The organism is Streptomyces sp. NPDC058401 (assembly GCF_042722885.1).
In the GTDB taxonomy this organism is placed as follows: Bacteria; Actinomycetota; Actinomycetes; order Streptomycetales; family Streptomycetaceae; genus Streptomyces.
The window spans coordinates 23849-41213 of the sequence record NZ_JBHXKA010000015.1; the positions used below are offsets into that span (position 1 = coordinate 23849).

Annotated in this window: 14 protein-coding genes; 6 read left to right on the forward strand and 8 right to left on the reverse strand. The window is 71.7% G+C overall.

Annotation, left to right across the window (positions count from 1 at the left end; translation table 11 throughout):
- Positions 1-1333: 1333 nt before the first annotated feature.
- The 5 genes from ACFWNV_RS08185 to ACFWNV_RS08205 are packed head-to-tail and all read right to left on the reverse strand — an operon-like array spanning position 1334 to position 7254.
- Positions 1334-2341: a LacI family DNA-binding transcriptional regulator gene (locus ACFWNV_RS08185; protein WP_383942341.1), complete on the reverse strand. Its 1008-nt coding sequence runs from the start codon at positions 2339-2341 to the stop codon at positions 1334-1336.
- On the reverse strand, positions 2338-3954 hold the full coding sequence (locus tag ACFWNV_RS08190) for a glycoside hydrolase family 13 protein (RefSeq protein ID WP_383942344.1): 1617 nt from the start codon (positions 3952-3954) through the stop codon (positions 2338-2340). The genes ACFWNV_RS08185 and ACFWNV_RS08190 overlap by 4 nt, the downstream gene beginning before the upstream one ends.
- A gap of 51 nt (positions 3955-4005) precedes the next feature.
- Positions 4006-4923, reverse strand: a complete 918-nt coding sequence (locus tag ACFWNV_RS08195; RefSeq protein WP_383942347.1) for a sugar ABC transporter permease — start codon at positions 4921-4923, stop codon at positions 4006-4008.
- Positions 4920-5966, reverse strand: coding sequence for a carbohydrate ABC transporter permease (locus ACFWNV_RS08200; protein ID WP_383942350.1), 1047 nt, complete (start codon positions 5964-5966; stop codon positions 4920-4922). The genes ACFWNV_RS08195 and ACFWNV_RS08200 overlap by 4 nt, the downstream gene beginning before the upstream one ends.
- A gap of 7 nt (positions 5967-5973) precedes the next feature.
- The gene (locus ACFWNV_RS08205) at positions 5974-7254 is read right to left on the reverse strand and encodes an extracellular solute-binding protein (protein ID WP_383942352.1); all 1281 of its coding nucleotides are present in this window, start codon (positions 7252-7254) and stop codon (positions 5974-5976) included.
- A 220-nt stretch (positions 7255-7474) separates the two neighbouring features.
- On the opposite strand from ACFWNV_RS08205, the gene ACFWNV_RS08210 reads away from it, so the two are divergent.
- From ACFWNV_RS08210 to ACFWNV_RS08220, 3 genes are all read left to right on the forward strand, one after another.
- Positions 7475-9139, forward strand: a complete 1665-nt coding sequence (locus ACFWNV_RS08210; protein ID WP_383942355.1) for an alpha-amylase family glycosyl hydrolase — start codon at positions 7475-7477, stop codon at positions 9137-9139.
- Positions 9140-9165: 26 nt separating this feature from the next.
- Complete coding sequence (locus tag ACFWNV_RS08215) at positions 9166-10206, forward strand: LacI family DNA-binding transcriptional regulator (protein WP_383942357.1); 1041 nt, start codon at positions 9166-9168, stop codon at positions 10204-10206.
- Positions 10207-10333: 127 nt separating this feature from the next.
- Positions 10334-11239 (forward strand): phosphatase PAP2 family protein, encoded by a 906-nt coding sequence (locus tag ACFWNV_RS08220; protein WP_383942360.1) that lies wholly within the window; start codon positions 10334-10336, stop codon positions 11237-11239.
- A 13-nt stretch (positions 11240-11252) separates the two neighbouring features.
- Here the strand turns inward: ACFWNV_RS08220 and ACFWNV_RS08225 are convergent, their stop codons facing one another.
- A complete protein-coding gene (locus tag ACFWNV_RS08225) occupies positions 11253-12854 on the reverse strand; it encodes an amidohydrolase (protein WP_383942363.1) in 1602 nt (533 codons plus the stop codon).
- Positions 12776-14362 (reverse strand): APC family permease, encoded by a 1587-nt coding sequence (locus ACFWNV_RS08230; RefSeq protein WP_383942366.1) that lies wholly within the window; start codon positions 14360-14362, stop codon positions 12776-12778. Before ACFWNV_RS08230 ends, ACFWNV_RS08225 begins: the two co-directional genes overlap by 79 nt.
- Positions 14363-14483: 121 nt before the next feature.
- Here ACFWNV_RS08230 and ACFWNV_RS08235 point away from each other — a divergent pair, with 121 nt between their 5' ends.
- On the forward strand, positions 14484-15128 hold the full coding sequence (locus ACFWNV_RS08235; RefSeq protein ID WP_383942369.1) for a TetR/AcrR family transcriptional regulator C-terminal domain-containing protein: 645 nt from the start codon (positions 14484-14486) through the stop codon (positions 15126-15128).
- Positions 15129-15201: 73 nt separating this feature from the next.
- Complete coding sequence (locus ACFWNV_RS08240; RefSeq protein ID WP_383942496.1) at positions 15202-15942, forward strand: PP2C family protein-serine/threonine phosphatase; 741 nt, start codon at positions 15202-15204, stop codon at positions 15940-15942.
- Between the two features lie 7 nt (positions 15943-15949).
- Here the strand turns inward: ACFWNV_RS08240 and ACFWNV_RS08245 are convergent, their stop codons facing one another.
- Positions 15950-16369, reverse strand: a complete 420-nt coding sequence (locus ACFWNV_RS08245; protein ID WP_383942371.1) for a winged helix-turn-helix transcriptional regulator — start codon at positions 16367-16369, stop codon at positions 15950-15952.
- A gap of 114 nt (positions 16370-16483) precedes the next feature.
- On the opposite strand from ACFWNV_RS08245, the gene ACFWNV_RS08250 reads away from it, so the two are divergent.
- The gene (locus ACFWNV_RS08250) at positions 16484-17359 is read left to right on the forward strand and encodes an NAD(P)H-binding protein (RefSeq protein WP_383942374.1); all 876 of its coding nucleotides are present in this window, start codon (positions 16484-16486) and stop codon (positions 17357-17359) included.
- Positions 17360-17365 lie beyond the last annotated feature (6 nt).

Consider the following 17365-nt stretch of genomic DNA (forward strand, 5'->3'; position numbering starts at 1 on the left):
GGTGGCTCATGGCCCCAGCGCGAGGTGTCATCTCGCATATCCCCGGCCATGGCCGCGACATGGCCATCAATGGCCATGCGATGGCCTATCCGCCCATCTCCGTGAAGCGAAATCATCCATCTACGAACACAGGACGCGCTGACGAACCGAGGTACACGGTGACGACGCAAGCAGGCGGCAACATCCAGGATTTGATCACCGAGGCCCTTGGTCCGTATCCGCAACGCCCGTCGGCTGAGCGCGTGGCACGACTCATCGACGACCTCATCGATTGCGGCCATCAACTCCACCATGCCGTGAAATGCCTCCCCAGAACCGGCCGGACGCGCGAGCCTCCAATGCGGTCGCGGAATGGGAGTACACCTCAGCGGTAGGCCCACGGACTTCCGAACCGAACGCCAATTGGAACCACGCCCGCGGCCTGGCCAGAATTGCGCGCACCTCGAAGGCCGTTCTCAGTGAGTCCGAGCGCCCATCAACGCGGATCTGTTGCCTCTGCGACCGGCCGATCCTGAGCGAGAACTACGAGACGATTCCCGGGCATTCGATGTCCGGCGCCCGCCCGGACCAGCATGCTCACGACCGAACGGATCCTGAGTGCCGGCCGATCCGGCCGCGTAACCGGTGACTGAGCGCCTGCGACAGATCCTCTACGTCCTGATCGTCCTCGGAATCCTTGCCGTCATTGTCGCCAGCACCTACTGACCACACCCGTGCCGACTGCGAGAGCCCCCGGCCGGTCCGCAGTCGCCAAGCCGAGTGGGACTGTGTAGCGATCTGTCGCGCCCCCCGACCCTGAGACCTTCCCCTTCCCCCTCTCGCTCCTAGTGGCACTCGGACGTCTCGGGAAGGGTGTCCAGACGCCCGGCCTTGGATGCTCTGATCGCCCCGCGCTTCCATTCCGACCGAGGTCACGGTCTTGCCGGGGCCGTGTCCAGAATTCCAGCCAGCCGAGCAGGGCTGCGCATGTGAAGCAAGGCCGCTCCTCCCTCTCCTCCCTCCCGGCCGTTCCCCGGGGGGATCCCGGAAGTCTTGTGGCATTTCGGGGTGGGTCGGTCGGTCAAGGGTGGCCGAAGGCCATCGCGAAGCGACGCGACCGCAGGGAGCGCCCTTGAGGGACCGGCCCGCACCGAAAGGACACTGGACTGCCGGGCTCCCACCGGACCCTGTCAAAGCCAAGGATCGGGCCGCAGCACGCGCACCCCCGACCCGACCGGCAAGACGTCGGGGCCGCGCTACGCCACCGAGGGGGGTGGTGGGCAACCACCGGCTGAGGGTGGTGGTGAGAGGGGGGAAGAAGCCCCGCCCCCGCGAAGCCCCGTAACCCCAACCCCTACCCCCCAGGCCCCTGCCCCGTCGACCCCCGGACCACCAGCTCCGGTTGGAACACGTACTCCGTCCGCTGGACCGGGGTCCCGGCCACCGCCTCCAGGAGGGCGCCCACCGCTGCCGTGGCCATGGCGCGGACCGGCTGGCGGACCGTGGTCAGTGGGGGGTCCGTGAAGGCGATCAGCGGGGAGTCGTCGAAGCCGACCACCGAGATGTCCTCGGGGACGCGCAGGCCGCGCTCGCGGGCCGCACGTATGACGCCCAGGGCCATCGGGTCGCTGCCGCACACAATGCCCGTACAGCCACGGTCGATCAGGGCTCCGCCCGCGGCGTGGCCGCCCTCGACGGTGAACAGGGTGCGCTGGATGAGGCCTTCGGCCGCCGCCGCAGGAAGGGCGGCGACGAAGCCGGCTTCCTTCCGCGCCGACGGCACGTAGCGCGTCGGCCCTATCGCGAGGCCGATGCGCCGGTGGCCGAGGTCCTCCAGGTGGCGGACCGCCATGTCCGCCGCCGCACGGTCGTCCGGGGAGATGAAGGGGGCCTGGACCTGCTCGTTGAAGCCGTTGATCAGGACGAAGGGGACCCCCCGCGCCGCGAGCCGCTGGTAGCGCGAGGGGTCGGCGGAGGAGTCCGCGTGCAGGCCCGACAGGAACACGATCCCCGTCACCCCGCGCTCCTCCAGCTGCTCCACCAGCTCGTCCTCGGTGGCCCCGCCCGGGGTCTGCGTGCACAGCACGGGGGTGTAGCCGTGGCCCGCCAGGGTCTGCTCGATGACCTGGGCGAAGGCCGGGAAGATGGGATTGGTGAGCTCCGGGGTCAGCAGCCCCACCAACCCGTTGCTGCGCCGGCGCAGCCGGACCGGGCGTTCGTAGCCCAGCAGGTCCATGGCGGCCAGCACCTTGTGCCGGGTGCCGGACGCCACGCCCGCCTTGCCGTTGAGCACGCGGCTGACGGTCGCCTCGCTGACCGCGGCCTGCGCGGCGATGTCCGTCAGCCGCAGCGGGGAGGTCATCCCCGCCACCACACCGCCGTGTCGGCCGGCAGTTCCGACGGGTCGGGCAGGGGCCCGCTCGCCAGGAGTACGGTGCCCGGCGCGGGCATCCGTACCGGCTCGGCCGTGGTGTTGACCGTGCAGGTGAAGTCCCCCCGGCGGAAGGCCAGGACGCCCGCCGGGGCCTCCAGCCACTCCACCCCGTCGCCGGCGCCCAGCTCGGGGTGCGAGCGGCGCAGCCGCAGCGCGGACCGGTAGAGCTCCAGGGTGGAGGCCGGGTCCCCGGTCTGCGCGGCCACGCTCAGGCCCGCCCAGGCGGCCGGCTGCGGCAGCCAGCTGCCGCCGTCGCCGAAGCCGTACGGGGCCTCGGTGCCCGACCACGGGATCGGTACGCGGCAGCCGTCGCGCAGCCCGTCCTGCCCGGCGCCGCGGGCGAAGGCGGGGTCCTGGCGGACGGAGTCCGGGAGGTCGGTCACCTCCGGCAGGCCGAGCTCCTCGCCCTGGTAGACGTACGCCGATCCGGGCAGCGCCAGCATCAGCAGCGCCGCCGCCCGCGCCCGGGCGATGCCTTCCGCCCCTCCCCCGTACCTGGTGACATGCCGCACCACGTCGTGGTTGGACAGCACCCACGTGGTCGGCGCCCCCACCGGGCGCATCGCGTCGAGCGACTCGTCGATGGTGGCGCGCAGTGCCGGTGCGTCCCATCCGGTGTTCAGGTAGTGGAAGTTGAAGGCCTGGTGCAGTTCGTCGGGCCGCAGGTACAGGGCCGTCCGGTCGGCGCTGGGCGTCCAGGCCTCGGCCACGCCGATGCGGTCGCCGGCGTACTCGTCCAGCACCTTCCGCCAGGAGCGGTAGATCTCGTGGACCCCGTCCTGGTCGAAGAAGGGCAGCACCTGGTTGCCGAGCAGTTTCAGCTGCTCTCCCCGCCCCAGGTCGGGCAGGCCGGGCGCCTTGACCAGGCCGTGGGCCACGTCGATGCGGAAGCCGTCGGCGCCGAGGTCGAGCCAGAACCGCAGGATCGAGCGGAACTCGTCCTGGACGGCCGGGTGTTCCCAGTTGAAGTCGGGCTGTTCCGGGGCGAAGAGGTGCAGGTACCACTCGCCGTCGGCGACCCGGGTCCAGGCGGGTCCGCCGAAGATGGACTCCCAGTCGTTCGGGGGCTCCGCCCCGTCCGCGCCCCGCCCCGGGCGGAAGTGGAAGCGGTCGCGCAGCGGCGTACCGGGCCCCTCCCTCAGTGCCTGCTTGAACCATTCGTGCTGGTCGGAGCAGTGGTTGGGCACCAGGTCCACGATGATGCGCAGGCCCAGCCCGTGCGCTTCGCGGATCACGGCGTCGGCGTCGTGGAGGCTGCCGAACATGGGGTCGATGGCCCGGTAGTCGGCTACGTCGTAGCCGGCGTCGGCCTGCGGGGAGGCGTAGAAGGGGCTGAGCCACACGGCGTCGACGCCGAGTTCCTTGAGGTAGGGCAGTCGGCTGCGGATGCCTTCGAGGTCCCCCATGCCGTCTCCGTTGGAGTCGGCGAAACTGCGCGGATAGACCTGGTAGATCACCGCTTCTCTCCACCAGCCGGGCAGGGTGCCGGCGGAGGTGGGGAGGCCGTCCAGCGAGGGTTCGGCGGCGAGGTGCTGGGTCATGTCGTCCTTGAAGAGGTCGGGCCGGTGGGTACGGGGCGGGGCGCGGGGTGGTCAGCCCTTGGTCGCGCCCGCCGTCATCCCGGCGACGAGGTGACGCTGGGCGAAGAGGAAGAAGAAGGCCGCGGGGATGGCGATGAGGATGGAAGCGGCGCTCATCGCACCCCAGTTGGAGGTGTACTGGGTGACGAAGGTCTGCAGCCCGCCGGCCAGGGTGAGGTGTTCGTCCCCGACCATGAAGGCGGAGGCGTACGCGACTTCGCCCCATGCGGTGATGAAGGCGTAGAACCCGGTGACGGCGAGCCCGGGCTTGGCCAGCGGCAGGATGAGGCGCCAGAAGGTCCCGAAGGGGTTGAGCCCGTCCACCCGTCCCGATTCGTCGATCTCGACCGGGATGGTGTCGAAGAAGCCCTTCATCATCCAGGCGCAGAACGGCACGGCGATGGTGAGGTACGTGATGACCAGCCCGAGCGGCTGGTTCAGCAGCCCCAGGTCTCCCATGAGGTTGTAGAGGGGGACGATGAGGATGGCCATCGGGAACATCTGCGTGATGAGCAGGGTCCACATCAGCGGCTTCATTCCGGGGAACTTGAAGCGGCTGACGGCGTATCCGGTGGTGGCGGCGATGAACACCCCGAGGACGGTGGTGATGCCGGCGACCAGGACGGAGTTGCCGAACCAGGTGAGGAAGGAGGTCGACTCCACCAGGTAGCGGTAGTTGTCGAGGGTGGGTTCCTTGACGAAGTCCGTGGAGATGGCGTGCTTCGCGGGCTTGAGCGAGGTCAGCAGGATCCACAGCACCGGGAAGACGGCGATCACGGCGGCGACGGCCAGGGTGCCGTGCAGTCCGGCGGAGGCGAGCGCGGAGCGCTTGCCGCGCGGACGGGGGGAACTCCCGGGCGAGGCGGAGTCCGCACGCGAGGCGGCCGCGGAACGCGCGGAACGCGCGGAGTCGGTAGTCACGGTCGTCACCACACCTCTCCCTGCTTGCGCAGCGAGCGCCGGTAGACCAGCGCGAAGATCATGAGCAGCAGGAGGATCAGTACGCCCCAGGTCGCCGAGACGGCGAAGTCGCGCGGGCTGGTCACGAACGCCTCGCGGAAGGCCTGGGTCACCAGGATCTCGGTGCTGTCCCCGGGTCCGCCCCGGGTGAGCAGGAAGATCACCGGGAACATGTTGAAGGTCCAGATGGTGGAGAGCAGGATCACGGTCATGCTGACCGTCCGCAGCCCCGGCAGGGTGATGTGGCGGAACCGCTGCCAGGGGCTCGCCCCGTCCATCTCGGCAGCCTCGTAGAGCTCGCCGGGGATGGACTGCATGCCGCCGAGCAGGGCGACCATCATGAAGGGGACGCCGAGCCAGACGTTGACGGCGATGACGGCGATCTTGGCCCAGGTCGGGTCGTCGAGCCACGGGACGGCGGAGATGCCGCCGCCTTCGAGGATCTTGTTGAGGATGCCGTTGTCGCGGTTGAAGAGGAACCGCCAGGCGAAGACGGAGACGAATCCGGGGACGGCCCAGGGCAGGATGAGCGCCATCCGGTAGGCGGCGCGTCCCTTGAACTCGCGGTTGAGCACGGTGGCGAGGCCCAGGCCCAGCGCGAAGGTGACCGACACGCAGGCGACGGTCCACGTCACCGTCCACACCAGCCGCTGCAGGAACACCGGGTCGGCGAGGACCTCGGCGTAGTTGTCGAGGCCGATGAACTGGTACGTGGCTTCGATGTGGTTGGCGCCGATGGTGCGGCCGACGTTGCGCTCGGTGGCGTCGGTCAGCGACAGGTAGACCCCGCGGACGAGCGGCCAGCCGATGATCACGCCGAGCACGAGCACCACGGGGGTGATCATGGCCCAGGCGTACCAGTGGGTGGCCAGGGCCCGCTTCAGTCCGGGGCGGTTGCGTCCGCCGGCGTTGCCGTCAGTCCTGCGGCTCCGGCCGCGGGCGGCGGAACCGGCGTCAGGACCGGTCTCGCCGCCCGCGGCCTTCGCCACCGACTGGCTGGTGTGAGCAGCCATCTTTTCGCTACTTCCAACCCTTGAGGATCTTGCGGAATTCGGCGCCGGCCGCCTTGGCCGCGTCCTCCGGGCTCGAGGCCCCGGTGATCGCCTTGGTGTATTCGACCTTCAGCGGCTCGAAGAGGGATCCGTTCTCCGGGATCCAGGCGCGCTCGACGGCCTTGTCCACGGCCGGCTTGAAGAACTGCACCATCTCGCTGGACTTGACGTCGGGCTGCTCGTAGGCGGCCGTCCGGGTCGGGAGCAGGCTCAGCTCCTTGGCGGACTGGACCTGCACCTCCTGCGAGGTCATGTAGTCGACGAAGGCGTTCGCGGCGGCGATGTTCTTGGAGCCCGCGTACACGGCGAGGTCGTGGCCGCCCTGCGGGGCGCCCGCCTTGACGGAGCCGGCCGGGACCGCGGCGATGCCGAGGTTGGTCTTGTCCTTGAACTGGTCGCCCGCGTAGGTGTCGGCCACGGCCCAGGGGCCGTTGATCATCATCGCGGCCTCGCCCGTCTTGAAGGCGGTCTGCATGTTGGTCCAGCCGTCGGTGGCGTTGGTGATCGCCGCACCGGAGGAGACCAGGTCGCGGGCGGCCTTGAAGGCCTTGACACCGGCCGCGTTGTCGACGGTGACCGTCTTGGTCTTCGCGTCGACGAGGTCGCCGCCCTCTCCGTAGATGAGGGGGAGGAACCAGTAGGAGTCGTCGCCGCGCAGGTAGAGACCGGCCTTGCCGGTCTTGGCCTTGATGGCCGCGGCGGCGGTCTTCACCTCTTCCAGCGTCTTGGGGGGCTCGACGCCGGCGTCGGCGAGCATCTTCTTGTTGTAGAAGAGGCCCATGGTGTCGATGACCTGCGGGACGCCGTAGGTCTTGCCCTCGTACTTGCCGCTGGCCGCGGCCTGGGGCAGGAACTCGGTGTCGATCTTCTTGGCCGTCTCGGCCGGAACCTCGGCGAGGTAGCCGAGGGAGGCGAAGTCGGCGACCCAGCCCACGTCGGCGCGGATCACGTCGGGGGCCTCGGAGCCGCTGCTGAAGGCGTTCTTGACCTTGTTCTGGGCGTCGCCGTAGGGGACGTTGACGTACTTGACGGTCACCTTGGGGTGCTTGGCGGTGAACGCCTCGGCGAGCTTCTGGAAGGACGCCTTCTCGGCGTCGTTCGAGGTGTCCCACCACGTGACCGTGCCGGAGAGCTCCCCGTCGGCCTTGGCGCCGCCGTTGCCGTTGCCGTCCTTGGTGTCACCGCCGCAAGCCGTCGCCGCGAGCGCCAGAGCCGCGACCAGCGCGGTGGCCGCTATGCCACGCCGCATATGAACTCCTTCGATGATCCCGGCCGCGCCTCGCGGTCCCGAGTTGCCGAGAACGTAACAAGCCTGAAAGCCGACCGAAAGACCTTGCGGGAACTTTCTGCAAGAAGCGGTGATCGTTACATCCGTGTGTCCGGACGGTTGCCGCAGCTTGCTGTTAGTTCGAACCCTCTTCGACTGTCCGGGCCCGCAACCAGGGGGTGCGTACGCGCGTTGACCCGATATGACCCACGAGTTGACCGCTTCCCGGCTTGCAAGCGCTTCCAGCAATGCCACCGCGGGCGGCGGCTGGTGGCGCGATGCCGTCATCTACCAGGTGTACGTCCGCTCCTTCGCGGACAGCGACGGCGACGGGATCGGCGACCTGCGCGGGGTCCGCGAACGGCTGCCCCACCTGGCCCGGCTCGGGGTGGACGCGGTGTGGCTGACCCCCTTCTACGTCTCCCCCCAGGCGGACGGCGGCTACGACGTCGCCGACTACCGGGCCGTCGACCCGCTCTTCGGGGACCTCTCCGACGCCGACGACCTCATCCGCGCCGCGCACGCGCTGGGGCTGCGCGTCATCGTGGACGTGGTCCCGAACCACACCTCCGAGCAGCACGCCTGGTTCCGGGCGGCGCTGGCCGGGGAGCCGGGAGCCCGCGAGCGCTACCACTTCCGCCCCGGCCGGGGCCCCGCCGGGGAGCTCCCGCCCAACGACTGGGAGTCGGTCTTCGGCGGGCCCGCCTGGAGCCGTACCCCGGACGGCGCCTGGTACCTGCACCTCTTCGCCCCCGAGCAGCCCGACCTGAACTGGGAGAACCCGGAGGTCGCCGAGGAGTTCTCCGCCGTCCTGCGGTTCTGGCTCGACCTCGGCGTCGACGGGTTCCGGGTGGACGTGGCCCACGGCATGGTCAAGGCCCCCGGTCTGCCGGACATCGGCCGCGGCGCGCAGGCCACCCTCATCGGCATCGAGCCGCTCCCCTTCTTCGACCAGGACGGGGTCCACGCGATCCACCGCTCCTGGCGGCGGCTGCTCGATTCCTACGAGGTCCCGCGCATCGGGGTCGCCGAGGCCTGGGCGCCCACCTCCGAGCGGCTCGCGCTGTACGTCCGCCCCGACGAACTGCACCAGGCCTTCAACTTCCGCTTCCTGAACTGCCCGTGGGACACCGTCGCGCTGCGCACCGTCATCGACGAGTCCCTCGCCGCCACCGCCTCCGTCGGGGCCCCGACGACCTGGGTGCTGTCCAACCACGACGTCGTGCGGCACCGCACCCGCTACGGCAGCCTCGCCCGGGCGCGGGCGGCCGCGCTGCTGATGCTGGCGCTGCCCGGATCGGCGTACGTCTACCAGGGCGAGGAGCTCGGCCTGCCCGAGGTGACCGACCTCCCGGACTCCGTCCGCCAGGACCCGGCCTTCGCCCGGAGCGCCGGGCAGGAGGGGCTGCGCGACGGCTGCCGCGTACCGATCCCGTGGTCCGGGCAGGAGCCGCCGTACGATTTCGGGCCGGCCGGGAGCTGGCTCCCGCAGCCGGCCGGCTGGGGCGGGCTCAGCGTCGCCGCGCAGACCGGTGACCCCCACTCCACCCTGGAGCTCTACCGCGCCGCGCTGGAACTGCGCCGCGCGATGCCGGGACTCGGGGCGCCGGAGGCGGGGACGGCGGCCGGGGCCGAGGAGGCCGGGGCCGGGGCCGAGGAGGCCGGGGCCGCCGGCATGCAGTGGCTGCCCGCGCCCGAGGGGGTGCTGCTCTTCACCCGTCCGGGCTTCGCGTGCACGCTCAACACCCGCCCGGTCCCGCTCGAACTGCCCTCGCCCGGGCGTCCCGTCCTGTCCAGCGCCCCGGTGGAGACGGACGGCCGAACCGTCCGGCTTCCCCCGGATTCGTGCACGTGGTGGTCATGGTGAACGTGCGACCGGTACAGTCCAATCCCGTGACCGCACGGCTAGCCGACATCGCAGCCCAGGCGGGGGTCAGCGAAGCCACAGTCAGCCGCGTGCTCAACGGCAAGCCCGGTGTGGCCGCAGGCACCCGTGAATCCGTGCTGGCCGCCCTCGACGTGCTCGGCTACGAACGCCCCGTACGGCTGCGCCAGCGCAGCGCGGGACTCGTCGGCCTGATAACGCCCGAGCTCGACAACCCCATCTTCCCTGCGCTCGCCCAGGTCATCGGCCAGGCGCTGACCCGCCAGGGCTACACCCCGGTGCTGGCCACGCAGACGCCCGGCGGGTCCACGGAGGACGAGCTGACGGAGATGCTGGTCGACCGCGGGGTCTCCGGGATCATCTTCGTCTCCGGGCTGCACGCGGACACCACGGCCGACATGGGCCGCTACGACCAACTCCGCGGGCAGGGCGTCCCGTACGTCCTGATCAACGGCTTCTCCGACAAGGTGCAGGCCCCCTTCGTCTCCCCCGACGACCGGGCCGCGATGCAGCTCGCGGTGACCCACCTGACGGCGCTCGGGCACACCCGGATCGGGCTGGCCGTGGGACCCAAGCGGTTCGTGCCGGTGCTCCGCAAGATCGAGGGCTTCCGCCTCGGCATGAAGGAGCGGCTCGGACTCGGCGAGGACGAGGTCGAGGAGCTGATCCAGCACTCCCTCTACACGCTGGAGGGCGGGCAGGCCGCCGCGGCGGCGCTGATCGCGCGCGGCTGCACGGCGGTGGTGTGCGCGAGCGACATGATGGCGCTCGGCGCGATCCGGGCGGCCCGGCAGCAGGGCCTGAAGGTCCCGCAGGACGTGTCGGTGGTCGGCTTCGACGACTCCCCGCTCATAGCGTTCACGGATCCGCCGCTGACCACCATCCGCCAGCCCGTGCAGGCGATGGGCCAGGCCGCGGTACGGACCCTGCTGGAGGAGATCGGCGGTACGCCGGCCCCGCACAGCGAGTTCGTGTTCCTGCCCGAGCTGGTGGTCCGCGGCTCGACCGCGTCGGGCCCCCAGCAGGGCCGCGGACCCGCACGCCCCTGACGGGCGCCCCTGCCGTTTCCCCTAGGGACGTATGGCCTCCGGTCGTCCGGGAGGTGGAGAGGCTGCGCGCAAGACCGTCCCAAGGGATGATCGGAGGCGAGTCCCCCATCTGGCAGACTCTTTTCCTATGGGTGAAGCGAGCGTGAAGACACTGGATACCCGGACGGACGTCTCGTCACCCCCCGTGACCGAGAGCCAGGACCGCCCGGAGTCGTCCGGGCGTGCACTGCTCTCCAGGCTGCGCGCCCCCCGGCGACCCCGGATCTGGTTCGAGGTCCTGCTGATCGCGGTCAGCTACTGGACCTACTCGCTGATCCGCAACGCCGTGCCCGAGCAGAAGGCGGCCGCGCTCGCGAACGCCGACTGGATCTGGAAGGTGGAGCAGTCCCTCGGCATCGCCGTCGAGGAGCGGATCAACCACGCCGTCAATTCGGTGACCTGGCTCGTGGTGGGCATGAACTACTACTACGCCACCCTCCACTTCGTGATGACCATCGGCGTGCTCGTCTGGATCTACCGCTTTCATCCGGGGCGTTACGCGGCGACGCGGCTCGTCCTCTTCGCCACCACGGGCGTGGCCCTGGTCGGCTACTTCTTCTATCCGCTCGCGCCGCCCCGGCTGATGAACGGGCAGCACTTCGTCGACACCGTGCTGGTCCACCACACCTGGGGCTCCATGGCCTCGGGCAACCTCAAGCACATGTCGAACCAGTACGCGGCCATGCCGTCCATGCACATAGGGTGGTCGCTCTGGTGCGGGCTGACGATCTTCGCGGTCGCCTCCGCCCCCTGGGCCCGGATCCTGGGCCTGCTCTACCCGACGGCGACACTGATCGTGATCGTGTCCACCGCCAACCACTTCTGGCTCGACGCCGTCGGCGGCATGCTCTGCCTGGCCTTCGGGTACGCGGTCTCCCGTGCCTGGTACGGGTCCCTCCCGCACCGGCTGCCGCGCCGCCCCGAGGAAACCGGCCGCCACCCGGTGACGGCGGCCCTCCTGAACCATCCGGCCCTGGCCCGCTTCCAGCGCTGAGCCGCGGCCCCTCTCACCCCTCCCGGTGGGTGATCCGGCCTCCCGACATGGTGAGCCGGACCGGCGCCCCGGTCAGCTCGTCCGCCGGGGCGTCCACGGGGTCCAGGCCGAAGGCGGTCAGGTCGGCCCGGTAGCCGGGCGCGATCCGCCCCGCCACCGCTTCCTCCCCGGCCGCCAGCGCGGCGTGCGAGGTCATGCCCTCCAGGGCCATCAGCCCGCTCAGGGCCGCCCCGGTCCAGGCGCCCGTACCGGCCGAGGCCGCGCCGCGCGGGCTGCGGGCGGTGGCCAGGACCTGGCGGGCGTCGTAGTGGGCGATGGGCCAGTCCGAGCCCAGGGCGAGCACCGCGCCGGCCTCGCGCAGGTCCCGGCAGCGCCAGGCGCGGCCGGCCCGCTCCTCCCCCAGCCGCTTGGACCATTCGTCGCTGTGGTCGGCCCGGGTGTACGCGGTGTGCGGCGGCTGCATCGAGGCGATCACCCCGAGCTCCGCGAACCGCTTCAGCTGGCCGTCCGGGACCGTCTCGATGTGCTCGATCCGGTGCCGCATCCGGCCCCGCAGGCCCAGTGACTCCACGGTGTCCAGGACGTGCCGGACCGCCGCGTCGCCGATGGCGTGGGTCGCGGTGCGCACCCCGGCCGCGTCGAGGACCCGTACGGCCTCGGCGTAGGCCTGCGGGTCGGGCCAGAAGGCGTCGGTGCCCCGGCCGTGGCAGTCGGCGTGCTCCAGCCAGGCGGTGCCGCCCTCGACGGTGCCGTCCATGAAGAACTTGACCCCGCCGACCTTCCAGTGGCGGCCGGCGAGCCGCTGGAGCTCGATCAGCTCCCCCAGGTCCTCGTCGGTGGCTCCGGGCATGCACCAGGGCGAGAGGTTCAGCCGCAGCGGGAGGTCGCCCTCGTACTCGGCGGTCGCGAGCAGGGCGGGTACGTCCCCGTCGCCGAGGTCCATCACGTGGGCCCCGGTCAGGCCGGTGGCGGCCATGGCGGAGAGCAGCCCGGTGAGGCGTTCCCGGCGCTCGGTGTACGTGGGCTTCGGCGCGAGCGAGCCGACCAGGTCCATCGCGGCGTGCTCGACGAGGTGGCCGGTGGGCCGCCCGTCGGGGTCGCAGACGATCTCGGAGCGCTGGGCGAAGGCGCGCGGGCCGGTGATCCCGGCGGCGGCCAGGGCCGCGGTGGAGGCGAGCGCGGAGTGCCCGTCGTAGAGCCGCAGGAAGGCGGGGGCTCCGGCGAGGGCCTCCTCGATCAGGGCCTTGTCGACGGGGCGGCCGCCGAAGGCGTTGTGGTCGAGGCCGAAGCCGGTGATCCAGCCGCCGGGGCCCCGGTCGGCGGTGCGCAGGGCGGCGCGGAGCTGGTCGAGGTCGGTGACGGCGGAGAGGTCGGTGCCTTCTGCCATCTCGATGCCCCAGACGGGGTGGCTGTGGGCGTCGGTGAGGCCGGGGGTGAGGGTGGCGCCGCCGAGGTCGACGGTCTCGGTGCCGGGTCCGCGCCAGTCGCGGACGTCGGCCTCGGCTCCGACGGCGACGATCTCGCCGCCGAGGACGGCTACCGCGCGGGCCTCGGGGCGGGCGGGGTCGAGGGTGCGGACGCGGGCTCCGGTGAGGACGGTGTCGGCAGCGGGCACGGCTCTGCTCCTTGGGGGGCTTCGGTGGTTCCGGTGGTTCCGGTGGCGGCTTCTACAGCTTCTACGCCTGCTGCCGGCTCTTCGGCGAATCGGGCGTAGACCTCGGGGCGGCGGGTCTTCAGGTGCTGCGCGAGGGCGAGCCCGGCGAGGAAGACGGCGGGTACGAGGGCCACGAGGAGGGTGTTGACGGTGGTGGAGGCCATGGTGAAGAGGGCCACCTTGGAGACGACCAGGCAGATCGCGACGGCCAGCAGCACGGCGGCGGTGACGGGCGCGATCAGGGTCCGCCAGGGCCCCTCGTCGTGGCGGACGCGGCGGAAGTAGACGGGTACGGCGATGGCGGCGAGCAGCATCAGGGCCATGAGGCCGATCATGCCGGGGGTGTTCACCCAGAGCAGGAGCTGCTGGTACGGGTCGGCTCCGGCGAGGGCGAAACCGAGGACGATGACGGCGCCGAGGGCGGTCTGGGCCGCGCCGGCGACGTACGGGGAGCCGTGGCGCGAGTGGATGCGGCCGAGGGCGCCGGGCAGGACGCCTTCCTCGGAGAGGGCCAGCGCGTACCGGTTGATGGCGTTGTGGAAGGCGAGGAGGGAGGCGATGACGCTGGTGACGATGAAGACGTGCATCAGGTCGGCCGCCCAGGGGCCCACGTAGGTGGTGATGGCGGTGAAGAAGAGGCCGGCGGGGTCGTCGGCGGCGGCGGTGATGACTTCGGCCGAGCCGAAGGCCTGGATGACGGTCCAGACGATGAAGGCGTAGAAGAGGCCGAGGAAGGCGACGGCGATGTAGGTGGCGCGCGGGATGGTCCGGTCGGGGTCGCGGGCCTCGCGGCGGTAGATGACGGTGGACTCGAAGCCGGTGAACGCGGCGAAGGCGAAGGCCAGGACCGCCGCGGTGCCGGGGACGAGGACCGCGCCGGGGGCGAAGGAGCCGGCCGAGAGTCCGTGGGCGCCGCCCTCGATGAGCACGCCGCCCGCGAGCAGGACGAGTATTCCGGTCTCGGCGACGAGCAGGACGCCGAGCAGCTTGGCGCCGAAGTCGATGGAGCGGAAGCCGCCGTACCAGACGAGGAGGAGGCCGGCGAGGGAGACGGGCAGCCAGGGGACGTCGAGGCCGGCGAGGGCGTGCCCGGTGTCGGCGGCGGTGGTGCCGAGGAGCCCGTAGACGCCGATCTCCATGCCGTTGTAGCCGATGAGGGCGAGCAGGGCGGCGCCGATGCCGACGCGCTTGCCGAGGCCGCGGGCGATGTAGGCGTAGAAGGCGCCGGCGCCCCGGACGTGGCGGCTCATGGTGGTGAAGCCGACGGCGAAGACCGCGAGGGTGAGGCCGGCGAGGAGGTAGCCGGCGGGGGCGCCGATGCCGCCGAGCAGGATCGCCACGGGGGCGACGCCGGCCATGACGGTGAGCGGAGCGGCGGCGGAGACGACGAAGAAGGAGATGTCGGCGGTACCGAGCGCGCCGCGGCGCAGGTCGGTACTCGTTCTCGGCGGCTCGGCTGTTTCGGGCATGCGGGAGCACCCTTCTGCGAACGGCAGGCGGCGGGAAGCCGAAAACCTAAAGGCTTTCGGTTTGCGGCAATGTAGCCTCCGGTTTTGGCGTACGGGAAGACCTGACGGCGGGAGAAATACGATGGCGCGGCCACGCACCCCACTGCTGGACCGGGAGCGGATCGGCGCTGCGGCCCTGCAACTGCTCGCGGAGCAGGGCGAGTTCAGCGTCCCGCAGATCGCGCGGGCGCTCGGGGTGCAAACCGGGTCGCTGTATCACCACGTGGACGGCCGGGCCGGGGTGATCGAGCTGGTCCGCGAGCGGGTGTGCGCCCGGATCGACGGCGGCACCCTGTCCTCGCCGGAGCCCTGGGACGGCGCGCTGGAGGCGTGGGCCCGCTCGTACCGGGCCGCCTTCGCCGCCTATCCGCGGGCCATCCCGCTGCTGATGACCACCCCGGTACGGGCCCCCGCGGTGCTCGCGCAGTACGAACGGGCCGTGGCCCTGCTGCTGCGGGCCGGCTTCGCCGTGGAGCAGGTGATGCCGCTGCTCACGGGCCTGGAGAACCTGGTCCTGGGCTCGGCCCTGGACCTCGCGGCCCCGGACGCCATGTGGGAGCCCACCCCGGGCACCCCGCTGCTCGCCCGGGCCCTGGCCGCCCAGGGCCCGGGCCGCGCGGAGGCCGCCTTCGAGATGGGCCTGGCGGCCTTCCTGGCGTACGCGCGGCGCCTGCGCGGCGGGGCGGCCGAGGCCGACCCGGGCCCGCCCGGGGCTCGGGAGCAGTAACCGCCCGGCGGCGGGACAATGGGGGCGACGAGGAACGGACGCGTCTGCCCTTGAGGAGAGGCGGGAGCCCGTGGTGGCCTACATAGCGGTGACCGCTCTGAGCCATGTCGGGCTGGTCCGCGCGCACAACGAGGACAGTCTGGTCATCGGGCCGTGGACGTTGTGCGGGACCACGACCCGGAGCCCCCAGACGCTGCTGTTCCCCCTCGGCAGGCCGCTGGTCGTCGCGGTCGCCGACGGGCTCGGCGGGCAGCCGGCCGGCGAGGTCGCCAGCGAGCTGGTCGTGCGGGAACTCGCCCTGCTCGGCCCCACCCTGGACGGCGCCGAGGCGGTCGAGGACGCGCTGAACCTCTGCAACCGCGCGGTGCACTCCGCGACTGAGGGCCGTCCGGAGCTGACCTCCATGGGGACCACCGTCGCCGGGATGCTGGTCATGCCGGAGTCGCTGCTGTCGTTCAACGTCGGCGACAGCAAGGTGTACCGGGTGGCCGAGGACGGGCTGCGCCAGGTCAGCGTGGACGACAGTCCGCCGCTTCCGCCGGGGCAGCGGACCACGTCGGCCGTGACGCAGACCCTCGGCGGGAGCCGCGCCGAGCACGTCCTCACCCCGCACGTGGCGGCCTTCCCGCTGTCCACGGGCGACCGCTACCTGGTGTGCACCGACGGGCTGACCGACCCGGTGCCCGACGAGGCCATCGGCGAGGTGCTGCGGCTGCACGACGACGGCAAGGCCGCCTACGAGCTGTGGAAGGCCGCCATCGAGGCCGGGGGCCCCGACAACATCACGCTCGCGCTGGTGCGCATCGGGGCGTGAGGTCCCGCTACGACGGGTCCCGGTTCAAGGCCGCCGCCCGCTCCTTCGCCGCGTCGTAGGCCGCGCGGGCCTGCTCCACGTCGGCGATGCGCAGGTCCGTCCAGTGGGCGAGGGCGCGGACCCGCTCGGCGGCCTCGCGGCCCAGCGGGGTGAGCGAGTAGTCGACGCGGGGCGGGATGACGGGCTTGGCGTCGCGGTGTACGAAGCCGTCGCGCTCCAGCGTCTGGAGGGTCTGCGTCAGCATCTTCTCGCTGACCTTGGCGACCGATCCGATCTCCCGGCGCAGTTCGCTGAAGCGGTACGAGCGGTCGAGCAGGGCGTCCAGCACGAGGACGCCCCAGCGGCTGGTGACGTGCTCCAGGACGAGCCGGTGCGGGCACATCGCCTCGGCCCGGGTCCACTTCTCGCGCATCTCACTTACTCCCATGCCAGTACCTTACTTCAAAGTGGGTACTGTCGTTTGGTTAGTGTCCGCCGTACGGTGAGTGCACAGCCCGGAAAACGGGAGCAGGAACAAGCACCGCACCAGGAGTGAACCGCCATGAGCATCGTCGTCACCGGAGCCACCGGAGCCCTCGGCCGTCTCGTCATCGACGAGCTGCTCGCCCGGGGCGTCCCCGCCGGGGAGATCGCCGCCGTCGTCCGCGACGAGGAGAAGGCCGCCCCGCTCGCCGCCCGGGGCATCGAACTGCGCCTCGCCGACTACAACGTGCCCGGGACCCTGGCCGGGGCCTTCCGCTCCGGCGACCGGGTCCTGATGATCTCCGGCAGCGAGGTCGGACAGCGGGTGCCCCAGCACGCCGCCGCGATCGACGCGGCGAAGGAGGCCGGAGTGGCGCAGTTCGCGTACACCGGCATCCTGGGCGGTCCCGAGGCGGACTTCGCGCTGGCCGCCGAGCACCGGGCGACCGAGGAGCTGATCCTCGCCTCCGGTCTGCCGTACACCTTCCTGCGCAACGGCTGGTACACCGAGAACCACGCGGGCAACCTGGCGCCGGTGCTCGCGCACGGGGCCGTCCTGTCCAACGCGGGCGAGGGCCGGGTGGCCTCGGCGGCGCGGGCCGACTACGCGGCGGCGGCCGCGGCCGTACTGACCGGGGAGGGCCACCTCGGCCGGGCGTACGAGCTGAGCGGCGATGCGGCCTGGTCCTTCGCGGAGTTCGCGGCGGCGGTGGCCGAGGCCACCGGGCGGGAGATCGCGTACAACCCGGTGACCCCCGAGGCCCACCAGGCCGTCCTCACCGGCGCGGGCGTCCCGGCGCCGTTCGCCGAGATCCTGGTCGACGTGGACCTCGCCATCGAGCGCGGCCGCCTCGCCGGCACCTCCGGCGACCTCTCCCGCCTGATCGGCCGCCCCACGACCCCGATGGCCCTGACGGTCGCCGAGGCCGTGGCCTCGGCACGCAGCACCGACTGAAATCCG

Excerpts from the sequence above, each read along its gene's own strand:
- ACFWNV_RS08185 (WP_383942341.1), bottom strand. The coding sequence starts at position 2,341 with ATGACCTCCCCGCTGCGGCTGACGGACATCGCCGCGCAGGCCGCGGTC.
- ACFWNV_RS08190 (WP_383942344.1), bottom strand. The coding sequence starts at position 3,954 with ATGACCCAGCACCTCGCCGCCGAACCCTCGCTGGACGGCCTCCCCACC.
- ACFWNV_RS08200 (WP_383942350.1), bottom strand. The coding sequence starts at position 5,966 with ATGGCTGCTCACACCAGCCAGTCGGTGGCGAAGGCCGCGGGCGGCGAG.
- ACFWNV_RS08205 (WP_383942352.1), bottom strand. The coding sequence starts at position 7,254 with ATGCGGCGTGGCATAGCGGCCACCGCGCTGGTCGCGGCTCTGGCGCTC.
- ACFWNV_RS08210 (WP_383942355.1), top strand. The coding sequence starts at position 7,475 with ATGACCCACGAGTTGACCGCTTCCCGGCTTGCAAGCGCTTCCAGCAAT.
- ACFWNV_RS08220 (WP_383942360.1), top strand. The coding sequence starts at position 10,334 with ATGGGTGAAGCGAGCGTGAAGACACTGGATACCCGGACGGACGTCTCG.
- ACFWNV_RS08230 (WP_383942366.1), bottom strand. The coding sequence starts at position 14,362 with ATGCCCGAAACAGCCGAGCCGCCGAGAACGAGTACCGACCTGCGCCGC.
- ACFWNV_RS08235 (WP_383942369.1), top strand. The coding sequence starts at position 14,484 with ATGGCGCGGCCACGCACCCCACTGCTGGACCGGGAGCGGATCGGCGCT.
- ACFWNV_RS08245 (WP_383942371.1), bottom strand. The coding sequence starts at position 16,369 with ATGGGAGTAAGTGAGATGCGCGAGAAGTGGACCCGGGCCGAGGCGATG.
- ACFWNV_RS08250 (WP_383942374.1), top strand. The coding sequence starts at position 16,484 with ATGAGCATCGTCGTCACCGGAGCCACCGGAGCCCTCGGCCGTCTCGTC.